Below are 17729 nucleotides of genomic sequence, written 5' to 3' on the forward strand. Positions count from 1 at the left end.
ATAAGACCAAGATAAGTAACAAATTGGTAGATTATGCAATTTCCTCATCCGTTTCTTCTTAATTGAATTTAATTCTTTGTTAGCGTTCGTTACCGATGCAATGTTCTCCGGTAGCAGTCTGTTCAACGTTAAATTTCCAGCGTATACTCCCTCGACTTCCCCTCATAGACCAGTTGCAATCGTTAACGCTGGCGAAAATCATCCGGTGTCACAGCACAGGCAGCTCATTCCACAGCTTGATGCCTGAACATTGCAGAATCTCGGCTACAAATTGGGAGCAGAAGCAGGAGTTGCTGAACTCCACCGGCTCACCCGAGCGCCATACGCATCAATCTCATTTGACCAGGCGTTAACCGAGCTGTACAGCTTTGGTCGCAAGCATCCCACCAATCCACTGAACGGCCTCCTTGGCCTGCCTTTCTAGGAGAATACGAGTACTTGGATAACAAAGAAACCCAACTCTCGAAGGAGAATCGGGTTTCTCGACAATCTGAGGGACACTCTTTGAGTGCCCCTTATCCTAATTATCCCAGAATATGCGCTACACTCGGATATCGCACCGTAAACTCAGCACCCTCGATCCATTCGCCCGCGACAAAATCCCGTCCCTTCACAACGACTCGATCCTTATAAATCTCCACATGAAGTCCTTCACTGCCCTCCAGATGCTCATCCTGATCCGTCCAGAGATAACCTACAGACGAAGCGTTAAACATGGTTGGCATGCAGCCCGCACCATCGTACATCGTATGCTGCGCCTCCAACTGCCAATGGGTATGGCCTGAGAAGAGGATTGCTTGCGGGTATTTCGCTAGAACGGCTTTGAGTTCCGCATCCTGATTCACACCATACCATCCCTGTTCCTTCATTGATCCAGCTACCGTATCCATTAACGGCTGGTGCAAGAACAGGAAGATGGGATGATCTGGCGCTGCACGCTCAGACAATTTTGCATCCAGCCACTCCAACTGTTTAACTGACATATCGCAATCCTTCGGGTGAGGTTGTTCGGTGCCCAGGAATATATAATGATACCCATCAATCCAGTGATCGTGGTAAGAGCCCTTCATGCCGGTTATCGCTTCAAAATCACTCCATCGCCGCTGCCATAACCCGGCGACTGTAATGGGTCCGACTCCTGAAGAGATTGGCGCCCCATCCTGACCCTCCTGCTCCAGCAACTCGGCTACATCATCCTCTTTCATCTCAAGCAAAACGATCGGCGGATCTTGCCATATCACGGCTCCAATATCATGATTACCTACCGTGTACCGGATGTCCGGCAAGCTCTCCGCATGTTGCTTCCATATGCGCTGCAACTCACGATATTCGCTCGGCAGTCCCCGATCCGTCACATCACCCACATGCATAATTCCGCTGCTCCCCTGACTGAATGTAGCTATATCAGCTAATGCCTGATCCAGATGCCGGTTATGAATATGGTCTGCCTCATCTCTAACATGTGTGTCCGTAATGACCTGGAAGCTGGCAATAGGTTGCTCCGGTGTATGTTCATTTTTCATCAAGAATCACTCCATTTCAGTCCAATAATGCCAATCAGAATAAAACCGATCCATACCATCGACGTGAGCCGCAGACGTTCACCAAAAAAATAGTGCCCCACAACGCCAATGAGCGTAATGCCCACGCCAGACCAGATCGCATAAGCTACAGCCAGCGGCATATACTTCACTGCATAATTAAGAAACGTAAAACTTGCACCATAACAGACAAACATCAACACCGAAGGCCATAACCGTGAGAACCCATCCGATACTTTTAGCAAAATGGTAGCACTCAGCTCCAGACCAATGGCCAATGCCAACAGCACCCAGCCTAAGTAGCCGTGACTGTTCGTCATCGATTCAACCCGCCATTCAGCAATTCATGGAAGGATTGAATCGTTCTGTCCGCCAAATGGATTCTCCCCGGTTCTCCAATGCCAATCCTGTACCCCGCACCAGCGGTTCGTGCCATCTCCATATCTCCGTCCGTATCTCCAATGACCACCGTATGCTGTACTGATACATCCAACCGTTCACAAGCAAGTAGAAGCATATCGGGAAAAGGTTTACCCCGCTCCACCAGATCGGTACCAATCACTACGTCAAAGAAGGAATCCAGCCCCATCCACTGCAAGTGCTTGACTGCACTAGGTGTATCATCCGCCGTCACGACACCCAAAACCATGCCTTCGCGACGGCACTGTTCAAGGAATTCTCGAACTCCCGGTAACGGACGTGCCGGACGATGCTTCTCCATCTCTTCCTCTGCTTGCGCCAAACACTCCCGAACTATCATCTTGGCTTCCGCCCAGCTGAGACCCGCACGATATCCATGCCATGTTAACACGGCGTACACTTCATCCATGGTTCCCATCGCAAGCGGCCCGCGCACGTCATACCCATTCATTCGGCCTTGGTCATCGTGGAATGTACCCCAGATCTGTGGAAGTTCCTCTGTGTTGATACACAGTCCCCGGGTAGCTAGCTGGTCTCTGAAGCCATCCAACACACAATCGGTCCAGAACCCCCACATGCCCGTAAAATCAAGTAATGTCCCATCCTTGTCGAACAAAACGGCTTCAATCGGAAATGTTAATCCGTCTACATATATCTCTTCTTGCATTGGTTAAACTCCTTGTCTGCGATCTTGTATGAACGGAAAGGACGGTACAACATGTACCGCCCTTTTCACATGAGTTACTTATAGTGATACGTTTTGCTTGTAAGTCGAGCAGCTTCACGACCAAAGCTCGTGAAAGCCGTTCATCGATATCGTTATTTCGTTACACGATCCAGTTCTTTCTGTGCTTTTTCCTTCGCTTCCTTCAGCGCTTGTTCCGCTGGCATATTATTGATCTGCACCTGATCAGCTGCATCTTTCAATGCATCATTGATTTTGCCACCCGTTGGATCCTGGAATGGAGCCGAGGCGTGAGCTGCCTGTTGCAGTGGTACAGTGATCTGTGGATTTTCCTCACTGAATTTCTTGAACTCTGGATCTTGTTGAGCCGATTGACGCACTGCGATATATCCGGTGTTCATGGACCATGAAGCTGTGTTCGAAGTTTCAGAGAAATACGTAAGCCATTTATATGCTGCCTGCTGTTGCTCTGGACTTGCCGCTGACGGAATTCCTGCCGATATGGCACTTGCTACCGGTTTTCCTTCACCAATACCTTCCCAGCCTGGTTGTTGCATTGCAGCGACTACACTGAAGTCCAAGTCACCTTGGTCACCACTGGATCCGGTGTAACCTGCTGCTTTATTTTTCATCACATCATCAATCGTTTTGTACCAATACTCCCAGCCCTGACCTCCATAATGAATGCCCATAATCTTGTCTTCGTTAATCCATTTACGGAACAGGTCCCATGTCTCGATCCATTCCGGGGAATCAATCATGACGGTTTTGCCATCGTCGCTAAGAATCTGTCCGCCCTTACCCAGCACGGCATCAATCATATTGTCGCTACCCCACATCGGTTCCCAGCCATAGAAGGTCGTCTTGCCATTCTCTTGCTTGCTCATCTTCGCAGCTGCTTCAGCCAGATTCTCCCATGTCGTCAAACTTGCTGGGTCGATCCCATTCTCCTTAAACGTATCCATGCGGTAATACATGATCTGGGTTGTACCGTACATTGGTAAAAAGTATTGCTTACCATCCACCTGTCCCTGGTTCAGGAATGTCTGAATGAAATCGTCTTTCTTAAAATTCGGATCAGCAGCAATCATCTCATCCATGGGCGCATAATACCCTTTGCGTGCCCAGTCTATATTGGAGCTAAGTACCGCAGCGGGAACATTCTTGGAAGCAATCGCTGCTTGCAGCTTCTGTTCCGTCTCCGTGTAATCTGCTTGTACAATTCCCTTCACAACGACTTCGTTCTGTGAGGCGTTGAACGCGTCAATCGTCTTTTTCATGTTATCGCCCAGATTACCACCCAGACCATACCAGAACTCGATCTCCACCGGATCTTTCGCCTGAACTTCGGTTCCACTGGCAGCAGCCGTCGTGCCTGATTCTTCGGGTGCTTGTGTTCCACATGCGGTCAGTAGAGCAAAGCTGGTCGCGAGTACCAGCGACATGCCACCCTTCCAGTTCAACCTCAATCTTTTTTTCCATGTCATGCTTGCTTGACTCCAGTTCATTGTCGTTCCTCCCGTTTTAGGTGAAATGGTGATTCATATCAGTTCTTGTTCACACCAGCCGTGATATTCACGCTCTGCATGATGGTCTTCTGGGTGAACAGGAAGAGAATAAGTAGCGGTGCAATGGTAAAGGCACTCGCAGCCATAATCTGTGGCCAAGCAAGTCCGTATGCCCCGCCTTCTACAAAGAAACTGCGCAGACCAGCCGATACCAGCTGCAAGTCAGGGTCTTTGGTGATGAGCATAGGCCAGAAATAGTTGTTGTACTGTTCAATAAACGTAATCAGAACCATCACGGCGAAGCTTGAGCGAACAAGCGGCGTGATAATTGTCCAGAGAATCCGGAAGTGAGACGCACCGTCGAGCTGTCCAGCTTCCACCAATTCGTGAGATACCTGCATGAACGCCTGCCGGATCAAGAAGATGGAGAACACGCTAACACAGTTGGATACAATCAAGCCCGTGTAGGAATCTAGTAGATTAAGTTCGCTAAGCACCAGGTAACTGGGCAGATACACGGCTGTACTTGGTATCATATAACCCACCAGAATCAGGGATGTCAGTACACCTTTGAGACGGAATTTCATATGTGTCAGGGCGTACGCCATCATACTGGAGTTGACGATCTGAAATAGACAGATGGCTAAGGCTACCCCTGTACTGTTCAGGATGTAACGGGCAAAGGGTGCCGCATTCCAGGCATCCACATAGTTGCTCCACAGGAACGTCTCCGGCCAGAAGGTCGGCGGAAACTGCCAGATCTCATCATTGGTTTTGAACCCGCTAATGACCATCCAATAGAAGGGAAAGGCTGTACCCAGCGCGATAATGGCTAACAGCAGGTAGCGAATCATTTTACTTATTTTAAAATTCAGTTGTGACACGTTCTGCAACTCCTTGCGCTTCATCCGTTTAGACTTTTTGGTAGGCAATGTCATTGTCATTAGTAGTGCACCAGACGTCTGCCAAGCAGGAAAGATACACCCGACAGCAACACACAGATCAGAATAATCACAACAGCGATGGAAGAAGCTTCACCTACGTTAAAGGATTCAAATGCAGACTGGTAATACATGTACAGCAACGTTCTCGTTGATCCCGCCGGTCCACCCTGCGTCATGACATTAATCTGGTCATAGGCTTGCAAGGACTGGATGGTAAGAATAATCGAGAGAAAAAATGTCGTTGGTGAGATCAGTGGCAACGTGATACTTCTGAACTTATCCCAACCGTTGGCCCCATCAATTGAAGCTGCTTCAAGCAGATCGGACGGTAGATTACGTAGTGCAACCAGATAAAATACCATTGCCCACCCAATCGATTTCCAGAGCGTAACGATCAGAACAGCAACCAATGCCCAGTCCGCGTCACGCAACCAGCCGATCGGAGATACGCCTACCCAGCCCAGCATCAGATTAGCGAGTCCCACTTCGGGCTCAAAGATCCAAGACCACGCAATGGACACCGCAACTGTCGGGGTGACCCAAGGTGAGAAGAGTAATGTCCGGAAGATGCCGGATGATTTGATTTTGCTATTCATGAGCATCGCAAGTGCCAATCCGCCCACAATGGTTGGGATCACGCTCCCCAGTCCGAATAACAAGGTTACTTTCAGTGATCGATAGAACTCAGAGTTTGTCAGCAGATAACTGTAATTGTCCAAACCAACAAACAGCTTGTCCGGGCTCATGAAGTCCCAATCGGTGAAACTGAGATAAACGATATATCCCAGAGGTCCCAGCCAGAAGATCAGCAATGGGATTAGAGCTGGCAGCGTGAATAGAACCGCCTCAGACTCCCTCCATAGTTTTAAACGCAAATCCCCCACTCCTTATTGTTCAATTTTTCTTTAACTATTGGGAATTTTTGAGTATAATCAGCTTTATATTTCTTCTGTACAAAATTGATTGTACACTCGTATTGAAAATTCTAATTCCGGCTTATGTTAAAATTGGAGCAAGTCATGTAAAATATGAGGCAGCTAGTGGGAACGCTATCATAAACCAGAGGTGACATTGTGGGAAAAGAAACTGCCGGGAACCCGAATCATTCTTCGTTACCTGATCGGCATGCGCTGAGGGAGAGAGTCATTGAAGCCATCGCCAATACGATGGATCTGTATGGGGTGAATCATACGTTTGGCAAATTATACGGCATCATGTATTTTGAAGATCGACCGATGACACTTGAAGAGATGAAGACCTCGATGAATATGAGCAAGAGCAACATGAGCTATGCGGTTCGGTCACTTACGGAGTCACAGATGATCTATAAACTGGAAGAAAAGAAGGAGCGCCAGGATCAGTATCTGGCAGAGACGGACTTTTATCGTACATTTCAGAATTTCTTCGGATCGAAGCTCCAGCGGGAAGTAGATGTCATGTTAGAAGGCATTCGTGAGGTCATCCCTGACCTGTCCGCCATGATTCTTTCGGAGCACACCTCTTCTGAAGATCGAGATGATGCACTGCGTGATCTGCACAAACTCCAACACGCAGAGCAATATTACGTCTGGTTACAAGGATTCGTGGATCAGTTGCGGGACGGTAAGTTTTACGAGAGTTCTCCTCAGAAAAACGACTAATGTGCAGTAACCGCATTAAATGAGGTACGCTCAAAGACAAGATCGGGATAAGAAGTAATTCCAAAACGGTATGGGAACAAACCCTATGCCGTTTTTTTGATACAAAGCAAGGAAAAAGTTCTTAATGGACTAACGATTACATCACCGTCGGCATTGTATTTGGGCAATCGGTAACACAAAATGGGCTAATGCATAGACTGGGACTAAATAAAAACCAGATTCTTATGCATTGGAGATGTGAACATTGAGTAATCCAAAAAATAAGGTTAAGACTCAGCAAATTCCAATGAAAAAGCTTTCTCCCGTAAGCATTATATCTGAACTCCCACCTGTCCGCGGTAACGCAAGGACTTCCTCCTCAGTCCCCAAGCTCACCCATAATGAAAAGGACACATCCTCGGCTATCAATGAATGCGTAGATCGCGCTTTTCGTATTCCGATCTTTTTGAGTACAACCAACACGGTAAATAACCTGCAAGAACAATTTCTGAACCGTCTTATTGCAGAAATTGAAGATGCGTTGCTCTTCCCCCGCACATTGCCCGTAAGCGAACAATATCCGGAAAATATCCTGACGAATATACGACGCTTGGTTTTTTCAAGCTATGGCTTACTCGCAATCAACTTCCAACGATTTTTTGTTCAAATTCTTCAATCCAATGTGGGTGGTCCACCAACGAGTACGCCGTTCTGGGAAGGATCTACTTTTTCTCAAATCGAACCTGCCATGGCTTTTCAATTCGGAATTCCAATCTTATTAGTTAGAGAGACGGGAACGGACGTCAGTAATGGAATCTGGGCTGGAGGCATTACACCGCTCAATATATTTGTTGATTGGGATTCCGAGAATCAATCCGTAGAGGATTTCTTTAACAGTGTTCAATGGAGAGAGGTCTTTGCATATTGGGCGGCAGAAGTTAGGGGTAACTATTTGCTCCGCACAGAGCCCATGTTCAATAATAATTAAATAATTACCATGAATTCAAAAGTGAGTCGGTTGTACCTCGGATCGCCTTTTATTGACCTCATAGATGCAAAAAAAAGAGCAGGTTATCTTATCGATAACCTGCTCTTTTTCTGCATTCTGAGCTCTGTGCATTTGTTACAGATATTACTTCTGCGCAGCAGCTTCAATATCTGCATATGCCCAGTGTGTTGCTGGTACATCACTGAACGTTGGCGTAACTGCACCAGTGAGTGGTGTACGGTTGAACATTACATTCAGCACTTTCACGGCTTCTGCACGCGTCAGCTTACTTTCTGGTTTGAATGTCCCATCGTTATAACCCACCATCAGGCCAGCGGATTGCACGTATGCAATCGCTTCTGCTGCCCACAAGTCTGCGGATACATCTGTGAAGGAAACTGCTGTACCTGTCATTGTTGCTGTGTTTGCTTGTTGATTCTGCATCCAGCGATACGCGATCGTCGCCATCTGTGCACGGGTAATCGAACCTTCCGGTGCAAATTGAGTGTTGCTCATGCCGTTCATAATGCCAGCGGATTGAGCTTTTTGAATTTCACTTGTTGCCCAATGTGTCGCAGATACATCCTTGTAACTCACGCTATTCGTGGAACCTGCTGCCGCTTCATTCGGAAGATTGCGAGCCAGCATGGCTGCCATCTGTGAACGTGTTACGAATGCATCTGGACGGAAATCTGCATCAAAACCTTGGATATACGGTTGATGTGTACTTTGTGAAGCTTTCAACCCATCCACAATAACGAGGGTGAATGTACTGAATTTCGCTACGGTAAACTCAATGCCTTCGCTGTTAGTGAGTTGCACCAGTTTGCCTTGAATCAATTCTTTGGTGCCGTCACTGTGTTCGATGTAGATCGCCAGGTTATCCAACGCCTGCTGGCGAGCAGCCGGATCGGTAGGCAGACTGTCACGCAGTGGCAACGTAAGTGTTACTTCGCGGCTCTGCATATTGGTGTCGATCTCGACTGGACGAGCCAGTACGCGTACATTCGCATTCGGAGCAACCTGTTGAATCAACTGCTCTTTCTTCGCACGTTCTTCGACTTCTTTGCGCTCCGATTCTTTTTTCAGTGGAACCACACGGAAGTACAAGTCTTGATCGAATCCAGCAATGGAATTCGTCGGAACAGAGATCACTACGTTTTCAGTAGAGATTTCAAGTTTCAGCGAACCATCATTCAGTTCTTTCACCGCTGCCTTGGGTACTTCAATACGTGTCTCGGACACGGAATCTTTGGTGTCTGGAATCACAATACGTGCGGTGTTCATGTTCAATTGTTTTGCTTTTTCCACCGATTCCTTGGCAATCGCTTCGGTCATTTTCACCAAATCTTTGATCGTGCCGTTGGTTTCGGTTGTACGGGTGATCGGTGTTTTGGTCAAGTTGGTACCGTTCGTTCCGTTAACGTCAACCACGATCTGTTCCTGTTTCGTTGTTGGTACAGGTGTGGAGGTTACAGGCGTAGACGTAGAACCGCCCCCATTACTGCCACCTGGATTAGGCGTTGAGCCATTATCAGTGTTGCTATCTCCGTTCTGTGTAAAGACAATTTTCACGGCGCGGCCTGGCAGTTCATCGCTGATTGCTTTATAACGAACCCATACCGTTTTGTTACCGCTAAAATCAAGTTTCTGAATATTGGCCAGATCCAACCAGTGCTGCTTATCGTCGAAGGAGATCTCCATCGTGCTGTCCAGACCTGTTATGATATTGGTGATATCATTGCCCTTCACAGCTGGAGCTGTAAAGAACCGATCAAATACATACTGTAGATTCTCAACAGTCTCGTAGCTGTCTTGTTCAGTAAGCATCCACTCTGCCAGTTCCTTCTGATCTTCAGGACTCAGCTCTGCTCTTTTGGATAGATCAAGGGCACCTGTACGATCAAATTTGTATTTGTTGAAGAATGCTTCACCTGTAATGTAGTCATTCATAGCTGAATCAAGCCATTGATCCATTCGATCAACCTTGGTAGCCTTATCGATAGACTGGTATGGCGTAGTCAAGAGCCCCAGCAAAACCATAGGTTCCACGATATTCCCTTGGAAATTCCCTTCTAACCTCTCGAAGGCTATTGAATACAAGTATCTATAAGCAAAAACACTTTGATCTACTTTGTTGGTACGTTTCAAATACTCTTTACCAATGCTACGAAATCCCTCGTTTTGTTGATCATTAAAGGACACTGGCAAATCTGCTAACTTCTGCGAAAGTTCATCCAGCTTGTTTTTAAGAGTAACAAGTTGCTTTTGCTCCCAAACAGATTGGGCCAGAACAGCAAGCTCCATCATATATTGAACTTGTTCTTTATTTTTGTAATCTTTATTTACATATTCAATCAGGAATCCTGCAATGAAATCTCTTTCCTGCAAGGATAAAGCACCATATCCGTTAGGTAGAGTAATACCCAGATCCGGGTTTTCCATAGCCGTACGCACAGCCGCTACATCGCCATTCGTTTTTGCAGTGTTTAAGACAGTCAATGGATCTTCGTTATCATCAGGGAAAAATTTATTAAAGGCAGTCTGAATTTCTTCAAAACTTGCATAGCCACCAAGTGGTCTCTCACTAAGCATATGTTCTGCCAATTGTTGCTTGTACTCGTTTGTTAAGTTATCCATTTCGGCAAAGTCCAGAGGGAAAACATCCAACGGACTTTCTGGGTAATCGGAGTTATATTTCTCAACATCTTTCTGAATAGATCTGAAGTGCTCCAGGGAACTCAACACTTCTGCTTCCGTTAGAGCATGGTTAAGATAAGGTGTTCTTTCAACAGCAGTGTCCGTGAATTTGACAACTCGGGAGATGGACTCTTTCCCTTTTAGCCTAATTGCATATCTATACTTAGTCATCCATTTGTCCATTTCGGAGGATGTGAGGTAAGTATTAATAAGTCGATAGTATTCCCCTTCTGGATCGGGCTCTTTGAAATGATTTACTCGCTCTGCTTGCTTGTTATAAAACTCATCAAGTGCAGTTATTGCGTTTGGTCCATCAATTTTACGTGTGACTTCAAGTGCCTTCAAGGCTACTTGCACCATGAATTGGACCTGTTTATTATTCTCATATCCTTCATTAGTTGGTGGATCTATATCCAGTAAGTATATTGCGATATCTTCCTGATCTTTGACAGAAAGCATCTTGAAGTCAGGCTCAGTAATGAATTGTTCATCGCGTAGTAATACAATAATGTCTTGGATAAAATCGTTGCTGTTACCCCGATCCGCTTCTTTCTTCAGTTCGTTATACTTGGTTAGCGTTGTATCCTTATTAAAAAACGCATCAAACTCTTTCTGAACCTGGGATACCGTTTCATAACCGTTTTGCGGCTTATGATCAATCATCCATTGAGCCAGTTCGGATTTTTTGGTTGTATCGTTCTGGATGGTCGACATCTTTCCCATATCAAAAACAAAAGGTTGAATGTTAGGGTTTGGATTAAAAATGACATGCATTTGAATGAAGTCATACATACCATAAAGATTATCCAATGATGCTTCCATGCTGGAAAGGTCAAGTGCTCCATTCAGTTCTTTATACTCGGATATCTTAGTAACCATAAATTCCAACTGACTATTAAAATGCGTAGGATCGCTAGAATTCATGAAAATAATATTAAAGAACATAAGATTACTCGTAAACATCGATAAGTCTGCACCCATTAAACTCATATAATCATTGCCAGCTTGTGTCCAATCAGGTTTTCCAACATTCGGGAAATAAGTGGACCATTCTGCCAGCAGGCTATAAACGAGATTGATGCTGTACTGCAATGTGCTCGACTCAGTCTGCTTAGGAAGTGAGATAAGATGATATACCAAATCAAATACGTAATTGGCCTGATTGTTGTTCTCGTATGAGAACTCCAGTGGAAGCAGCATGACCATGCCTCGGGCAATTTCATATTTTTGATTATCGTCCAATGCTTCATAATCTTCAGGTAGTGTGATTAAATCTTGTTGTTCAAGTAAATTTTGAACATGGGTCACCGTCGTACCCTCATCCGACTCAATATACATCTCTCTCTCCATATTAAGTTGGTCCAATGGAGTAAACGGGTCTGCACTTGCAACCCCACCCACGCTAACCACCTGTAATAACAAAACCGCAATTAAAAGGCAGCTTATCAGCTTTTTGTAATTCATGTACTTGATCCTCCCTGTCTCATGTTTTTTTCATATAAACTCAATCCCTCTGATACGTAAGGCCTATTGTAGTGCATTGCAATAAACAGAATCTAAACAAAAAATGAGAATAAAAGGCAAAAGACCCACCCTGTAGTACAAAAATAGGGTGGATCTCAACTTTTTTCGCCATATTTCATCATTTTATTTTTAAAATCATATTCTTTTGGACCTATATAACTCAGGCTCTTAAATCAAGGTGTACCCGCCATCCACATACAATGTGCTGCCGGTCGTGAACGTATTGGTCATCAGATACGTAACTGTATGCGCAATTTCTTCATTGTAGCCAACCCGCTTGAGCAGAGACAGCTTCTCATAATCTTTAAAATGATCACCACGCGGTGTCCCTTCTTGCCCCTCCCGCCAGATGGTTCCAGGGGATACAACATTCACACGAACCGGTGCCAGTTCCACCGCGAGTGCTTTACCGAGACTCTCGATTGCACCGTTACATGCGGCATAGGAGGCTCCGCCATCCAGTGGTCGCTGGCTGAATCCACCAGACATTAATGTGATCGAGCCGGATGATGAAAGGTACGGTGTAGCGTATTTAGCCGCAAAATATTGAGGCCAGAACTTGCCTTTGAAGCAACTCTCTGCCGTCTCCCGATCCGAAGTCAGTGGGCCTCGAATGTAGACTGCTCCTGGTGTGAAGAGATGATCGAACATGCCGATTCGAGCGAAGAATGCTTCAAGTTGCTGTTCATCCTGATTGTCCAATACATGAACTTCCACCACCGTCTCTCCAGCCGTGCCTTTGCCCACAACCTTCGTAATCTGTTCCCGTGCTTCCTCCAGTCTGGACGCAGATCTGCCTGCAATAATCACATCCGCACCTGCCTCGGCTGCCTGAATTGCCGTAACCAGTCCGATGCCTGAGCTCCCTCCGATAATAACGACCCGTTTATTCTCCAATGTATAATGATTCATCTATGATCATCCTCTCAACTTCGGTTATCTATGTGCATATTCGCTCACGCTGTGTTCATTATTCATGAAATGGAGAACGTTGAATAGTACGCATTTACATCGTACCTAGTACGAATATTCGTACTATTGGAACCGGATCGCGACGGTTTCTCCTTCCCTTTTAACAGGTGTGACCAAGCAATGATTGCAAAAATCCGGTATGATGAGTTACATATAGTACTATATAACGAGGTGATTACTATGGATTTACAAGAACCAAGGTTGAAGGGAGTATTAACAACGCTCGAGACCATTAATGGGAAATGGAAACCCCTTATCTTGTTTATTTTGTTGAAGGAAGGTACAAAACGATTCGGTGAACTACGCCGCATGATTCCTGATGTGGCCCAAGGCACGTTAACGAAACAACTACGCGAGCTGGAGCAGGATCAAATAATTGTGCGTACGCTCTATGGGGATGTTCCACCCAAGGTGGAATACAGCCTGTCCGAACATGGACAGACCATCGGTACGTTATTGGACGGCATGTGTGGTTGGGGCAAAGCACATCTGAACTACCTGAACAGCACAAGGCACCATGACGGATAAGGGTAACATCACCGAAGTGACCTGAACGGACAACCTATACATGAAATGCCCAACAATTCCATGAACACTTTCAATCGAACGGTCCTGCTTGTGTAAGCCTTACCATTCCTCTATAATTTCGTTCAGATGCACAATATGGATATCGGGCGGAATCATTAATTAGAGAAGATGTACATTACATGATGAGATAGAAGGGGAGGAGCTCTGTTGTTGCAGCTTTCGGAAAAACAGGCGCAGGATATTGTCGATAAAATGATGCAGGACATTCCATACAACATCAACATTATGAATGAGCACGGCATTATTATTGGAAGTGGTCAGAAGGAACGTATGGGCACCGTTCATCAGGGTGCTGTCCGCGCGTTGACGACAGGAAGCATGGTTGAGGTCTGGGAAGATGGCATACTTGAGAAAATGGGCACCAACGAACCGATTCTCATCAATCAGCAGCATGTCGGAGTCATTGGCATATCCGGTCATCCGGATGAAGTTCGGCCTTTCTGCAATATCGTGCGCACCACCGTATCTCTCCTGATCGAACAGCGTAATCAATTGGAAAGTATGGCCCATGAAGCTTCACGTAAAAAAGCCTTTATCGAACGACTGCTGAACCAATCCGGCTCCTACTCACAAAAGGTAAAAAAGGAAGCTCTGCAATACCGTATTGATCTGCAATTGCCCACCATTCTTCTATATATCCGTTTCCCCAGGAAATCCATGGCTGCGGACACTGAGATCAACCGAATATTGCACCAAGTTCCTTCATTCTCTGTTGAAGGTGATGGCGACACACAGATCATCCTGATCCAGAATGAAGCAGACGTTGATCCTACAATCCAAACTTTGAGACAGATCACATCCGAAGCGTTCATCGCCGTCAGCCGAAAAGAAGCGAATATCGCCATCGGTTATGAACAGGCCCGGTCTGTGATGAACATCCTGCTGGCACTTCAACCAGATTCGCTGATCATTCGGTATGAGGAAGTGCCCTTTCTGGTACGATTCAGCGCAGCTGACTTAACGCCTCATGCCAACATCGTCAGCAAACTTGAGGACACAGCTGATCTGCTGGATACCCTGCGCAGTTTTATCCATCATAACGGCAGCATGACCACGACAGCAGACCATCTCAATATTCACCGCAATACCCTTCAATATCGGCTTAAACGCATACAGACCCTGACGGGCAAAGACCCCCGCAATCTGCTAGAACTCATTGAACTTACCCACGGACTACTCGCGTTCTACCAATAACGTCAGAACAGCTTCGAGAATAGCAAAAGACGAGACACAGATCACCTGATTTCAGGCATATCCGTATCCCGTCTTTTTTACATCGCATTCCAATACGATCACGTAACTCCCCGTACGATCCTGATCGTCACTGATCTAAGAGAGTAGACCCAGTTTCAGCACTCTGGCAATATTCTCGGTTGTACGCTCTACATTCTCCGGGCCTTCTCGCAATAGTCGCTCCAGATCTGCTGCTCCGGGCACAATACCGAATATGGCGTCAATGCCTTCCGCGTAAAGGGTATCGATCCCTTCACCCACGAAGCCTGCAAGGGCAATCACAGGTTTACCCGCTTCCTTGGCTGCCCTAGCAACGCCATAGGGCGTTTTACCAAATTTCGTTTGGAAGTCAATACCGCCCTCGCCCGTAAATACCACATCCGCAGCAATCAATTTTTCACGTAACTCCGTGTATTCAATGACAATTTCAATGCCTTTACGTAGTACAGCTTGTGTAAAAATCAAAAGTCCCGCACCCAATCCACCAGCCGCTCCGGCACCTGGTATATCACGGACATCTTTATGCAGCTGCTGTTTCACCACATCTGCATAATGGGACAGGTTCACATCCAGCTGCTCAACCATCTCTGGGGTAGCCCCTTTTTGTGGCCCAAACACCCTTGATGCCCCATGCTCCCCACAGAGTGGATTGGTCACATCACAGGCGACAATGAATTCCACTTCCTTCAAACGCTCATCCAGACCGGATACATCAATCTGAGCCAGTTGATCCAAAGCCCCACCACCCCGCGCAAGCGGTTGACCCTGTGCATCCAGAAACTTTGCACCAAGCGCTTCAGCCATACCAGCACCACCATCATTAGTGGCACTGCCACCAATGCCGATAATAATTTTACGGATACCCAGATCCAGACATGCCCGAATCAACTCTCCTGTTCCATAGGTTGTCGTCCGTAGCGGGTCTCGAGCTTCCTTGGTTACCAGATGTATGCCACTGGCCGATGCCATCTCAATGGCCGCCGTTGTGCCATCACCCAGAATGCCATACTGGGCAGTCACTGTCTGACCTAAGGGTCCGCTCACCTCTTGCTGGTGAAGGGAACCGCCAGAAGCATCCACAAGGGACTGCACCGTGCCTTCCCCACCATCCGCCATGGGGACATGAATATATCCTGCGGTCGGATATATTTTACGCAATCCTTTTTCCATCGCGATACATACTTCTTTCGCTGTCATGCTCTCTTTAAACGAGTCCGGTGCCAGAACAAATGTCTTCTCTCTAGTCTCTTCAGTTTCTCTCATCTCTCTCACTCCATCCGTTAGATTAAAGAATTAAAGGATAAATCCGTACAGTAATGTTGCTACAATGGCCATCGTGCCGCCCACAATTGCCTCATATGGAATCACGCCCATCCGCTGACGAATCGTCATCTTCATGCTGTCAGCCGACACGTGAAAGTAATTGCCCTGTGGTAGGGAGTCGATAACGGTAGCCCCAGTGTGCACCATAACAGCAGCCGCGAGCGGTGCTGTGCCCATGTTTAGGATGGCATCACCAAAGGAGCCTGTTGCCAAGATAACCCCTGTCGATGTTGAAGCCGTTGCGGCCGCCATCAGAATGCCCGCGATTGGTGCGAGGAAGGTACCGGATATTCCTGATGCTTCGATCAGACCAACGACCTGACCCGACAGATCAGAAGCAGAGATAAGTCCTGCGATCCCGCCTGCACCTACCAGAATGAGCACAGTTGCTGTCATCTTGTTTAATCCTGAAGTTGTATATTTTACGATGTTTCTGCCTTGCCCCATCGCCAGCATACCGATGATGCCTGCAATCGGCAGGATGTACATCGCATCCACTTTAAAAGTAGACAATGCTTCAATGCCCGTAATAGAGCCGATTGGATTGATCATCAACAAAATGATCGCAACCAACGGGGCAACAATGGCCTTGTTCAATGGTGGATACTTTGATGTATCTATATCGCCCTGTTCGGCTTCCTGGTCAGAAACCATAACCCCTTTGTTCTTGAGCATTGAAGCTACAATTACAGTTACAATCAAGCCGCAGATGGCGGGAATTACGCCTGCCAGCATAACGTTGCTCAGATCCAGATCGAATCCTCGTGCTGCTGCAATTGTATTGGGGTTCGGAGAGATAATGTTCCCCGCCTTACCTCCACCCGATAAAGCCAGCAGTAGGGCCAATTTGGATATGCCCATTTTATTACCTACAGACAATGCAATTGGCGCAACGATCAGCACGGCTACGGGGATAAATACCCCAACCGCGGTAATGATCATCGTAGCCAGTGCCAAGGCGAGAATGGCTTTGCTTCCGCCAAACTTACGTACGATCGCCTGCGCTATCGTCTCTGCTGCTCCCGATTCCATCATCACACCTGCAAGCACCCCGGCGGCTAATACACGGAGTACCGTTCCCATAACACTTTGGGTGCCATTCACCAGTATATTTACGGTCTCATCCAGGTTCGCTCCGCCAATTAAAGCGCCTACAATTGCACCCAGAAATAAAGAATAGACCGGATTCAGTTTCCTCAAAATTAAAATGATGGCAATAGCCAGTCCTGCCAGCGCGCCAATCCAGCTAATTGTTAATGGTTCCATTGTCAATTGCCCCCCATGCACTTGTTGAACACGCTTTCATTATAGTTGCTAGAGGCGATAATAAATATTGATGAAAGGACGAAATTCATTGTGCATTTGCACAATACAAAAGACGGACTGTTCTCATCAACACCCTGGAGCACGTTTTCAAAATCTGAAAACCCAAGTGAATGTGATTCAAATCCTTCCTCTCACTCACTATTGGAGCAAAGGGTGAAACCGGGCGCTAAAGAATCTGAGACGTCTTATTGAATGGTTAGAAGCGTCCTCAGAAATCTAAAGAACCTGAGACACGTTATATCTCAATAAATAGCCGTTTGCAGCGTTTTTATCAAGGGATTGCGGGAAATAACGTGTCTAGTGTTCCTTACATTTTCAAAAGAAGGCCAAGAGGCCAAATAAGACGTCCTGTGTTCCT

Annotated in this window: 14 protein-coding genes; 4 read left to right on the forward strand and 10 right to left on the reverse strand. The window is 46.5% G+C overall.

Going from position 1 to position 17729, the window contains the following annotated elements:
* Positions 1–524: 524 nt before the first annotated feature.
* The 6 genes from NKT06_RS30680 to NKT06_RS30705 form a co-directional block, all read right to left on the reverse strand.
* On the reverse strand, positions 525–1523 hold the full coding sequence (locus tag NKT06_RS30680; RefSeq protein WP_253441997.1) for a metallophosphoesterase family protein: 999 nt from the start codon (positions 1521–1523) through the stop codon (positions 525–527).
* The gene (locus NKT06_RS30685; RefSeq protein WP_253441999.1) at positions 1523–1861 is read right to left on the reverse strand and encodes a DMT family transporter; all 339 of its coding nucleotides are present in this window, start codon (positions 1859–1861) and stop codon (positions 1523–1525) included. Before NKT06_RS30685 ends, NKT06_RS30680 begins: the two co-directional genes overlap by 1 nt.
* Positions 1858–2628: an HAD family hydrolase gene (locus tag NKT06_RS30690; protein ID WP_253442001.1), complete on the reverse strand. Its 771-nt coding sequence runs from the start codon at positions 2626–2628 to the stop codon at positions 1858–1860. The genes NKT06_RS30685 and NKT06_RS30690 overlap by 4 nt, the downstream gene beginning before the upstream one ends.
* A 152-nt stretch (positions 2629–2780) precedes the next feature.
* Positions 2781–4154 (reverse strand): ABC transporter substrate-binding protein, encoded by a 1374-nt coding sequence (locus NKT06_RS30695; RefSeq protein WP_253442003.1) that lies wholly within the window; start codon positions 4152–4154, stop codon positions 2781–2783.
* Between the two features lie 38 nt (positions 4155–4192).
* On the reverse strand, positions 4193–5008 hold the full coding sequence (locus NKT06_RS30700; RefSeq protein WP_240662174.1) for a carbohydrate ABC transporter permease: 816 nt from the start codon (positions 5006–5008) through the stop codon (positions 4193–4195).
* 89 nt (positions 5009–5097) lie between these two features.
* Positions 5098–5973, reverse strand: a complete 876-nt coding sequence (locus NKT06_RS30705; protein ID WP_036671737.1) for a carbohydrate ABC transporter permease — start codon at positions 5971–5973, stop codon at positions 5098–5100.
* A 198-nt stretch (positions 5974–6171) separates the two neighbouring features.
* Here NKT06_RS30705 and NKT06_RS30710 point away from each other — a divergent pair, with 198 nt between their 5' ends.
* A complete protein-coding gene (locus NKT06_RS30710) occupies positions 6172–6738 on the forward strand; it encodes a GbsR/MarR family transcriptional regulator (protein WP_253442005.1) in 567 nt (188 codons plus the stop codon).
* A gap of 244 nt (positions 6739–6982) precedes the next feature.
* A complete protein-coding gene (locus NKT06_RS30715; protein WP_253442007.1) occupies positions 6983–7705 on the forward strand; it encodes a hypothetical protein in 723 nt (240 codons plus the stop codon).
* A gap of 144 nt (positions 7706–7849) precedes the next feature.
* Here NKT06_RS30715 and NKT06_RS30720 read toward each other — a convergent pair whose 3' ends face one another.
* Together NKT06_RS30720 and NKT06_RS30725 are read right to left on the reverse strand one after the other, a co-directional pair.
* Positions 7850–11869: an S-layer homology domain-containing protein gene (locus NKT06_RS30720; RefSeq protein WP_253442008.1), complete on the reverse strand. Its 4020-nt coding sequence runs from the start codon at positions 11867–11869 to the stop codon at positions 7850–7852.
* 228 nt (positions 11870–12097) lie between these two features.
* Positions 12098–12841, reverse strand: coding sequence for an SDR family oxidoreductase (locus NKT06_RS30725; RefSeq protein WP_253442009.1), 744 nt, complete (start codon positions 12839–12841; stop codon positions 12098–12100).
* A gap of 240 nt (positions 12842–13081) precedes the next feature.
* On the opposite strand from NKT06_RS30725, the gene NKT06_RS30730 reads away from it, so the two are divergent.
* Together NKT06_RS30730 and NKT06_RS30735 are read left to right on the forward strand one after the other, a co-directional pair.
* A complete protein-coding gene (locus tag NKT06_RS30730; protein ID WP_253442010.1) occupies positions 13082–13429 on the forward strand; it encodes a winged helix-turn-helix transcriptional regulator in 348 nt (115 codons plus the stop codon).
* Between the two features lie 207 nt (positions 13430–13636).
* The gene (locus NKT06_RS30735; RefSeq protein WP_253442011.1) at positions 13637–14683 is read left to right on the forward strand and encodes a CdaR family transcriptional regulator; all 1047 of its coding nucleotides are present in this window, start codon (positions 13637–13639) and stop codon (positions 14681–14683) included.
* 135 nt (positions 14684–14818) lie between these two features.
* Here NKT06_RS30735 and NKT06_RS30740 read toward each other — a convergent pair whose 3' ends face one another.
* Together NKT06_RS30740 and NKT06_RS30745 are read right to left on the reverse strand one after the other, a co-directional pair.
* Positions 14819–15985, reverse strand: a complete 1167-nt coding sequence (locus NKT06_RS30740; RefSeq protein ID WP_253442012.1) for a glycerate kinase — start codon at positions 15983–15985, stop codon at positions 14819–14821.
* A 30-nt stretch (positions 15986–16015) separates the two neighbouring features.
* Entirely contained in the window at positions 16016–17311 is a 1296-nt protein-coding gene (locus NKT06_RS30745; RefSeq protein ID WP_253442019.1) for a GntP family permease, read from the reverse strand.
* Positions 17312–17729 lie beyond the last annotated feature (418 nt).

It is taken from the genome of Paenibacillus sp. 1781tsa1, from assembly GCF_024159265.1.
In the GTDB taxonomy this organism is placed as follows: Bacteria; Bacillota; Bacilli; order Paenibacillales; family Paenibacillaceae; genus Paenibacillus.

What these genes read in the sequence shown, in the direction of transcription:
- NKT06_RS30680 (WP_253441997.1), bottom strand. Translation starts at nt 1,523, where the DNA reads ATGAAAAATGAACATACACCGGAGCAACCTATTGCCAGCTTCCAGGTC.
- NKT06_RS30685 (WP_253441999.1), bottom strand. Translation starts at nt 1,861, where the DNA reads ATGACGAACAGTCACGGCTACTTAGGCTGGGTGCTGTTGGCATTGGCC.
- NKT06_RS30690 (WP_253442001.1), bottom strand. Translation starts at nt 2,628, where the DNA reads ATGCAAGAAGAGATATATGTAGACGGATTAACATTTCCGATTGAAGCC.
- NKT06_RS30695 (WP_253442003.1), bottom strand. Translation starts at nt 4,154, where the DNA reads ATGAACTGGAGTCAAGCAAGCATGACATGGAAAAAAAGATTGAGGTTG.
- NKT06_RS30700 (WP_240662174.1), bottom strand. Translation starts at nt 5,008, where the DNA reads ATGATTCGCTACCTGCTGTTAGCCATTATCGCGCTGGGTACAGCCTTT.
- NKT06_RS30720 (WP_253442008.1), bottom strand. Translation starts at nt 11,869, where the DNA reads ATGAATTACAAAAAGCTGATAAGCTGCCTTTTAATTGCGGTTTTGTTA.
- NKT06_RS30725 (WP_253442009.1), bottom strand. Translation starts at nt 12,841, where the DNA reads ATGAATCATTATACATTGGAGAATAAACGGGTCGTTATTATCGGAGGG.
- NKT06_RS30730 (WP_253442010.1), top strand. Translation starts at nt 13,082, where the DNA reads ATGGATTTACAAGAACCAAGGTTGAAGGGAGTATTAACAACGCTCGAG.
- NKT06_RS30740 (WP_253442012.1), bottom strand. Translation starts at nt 15,985, where the DNA reads ATGAGAGAAACTGAAGAGACTAGAGAGAAGACATTTGTTCTGGCACCG.
- NKT06_RS30745 (WP_253442019.1), bottom strand. Translation starts at nt 17,311, where the DNA reads ATGGAACCATTAACAATTAGCTGGATTGGCGCGCTGGCAGGACTGGCT.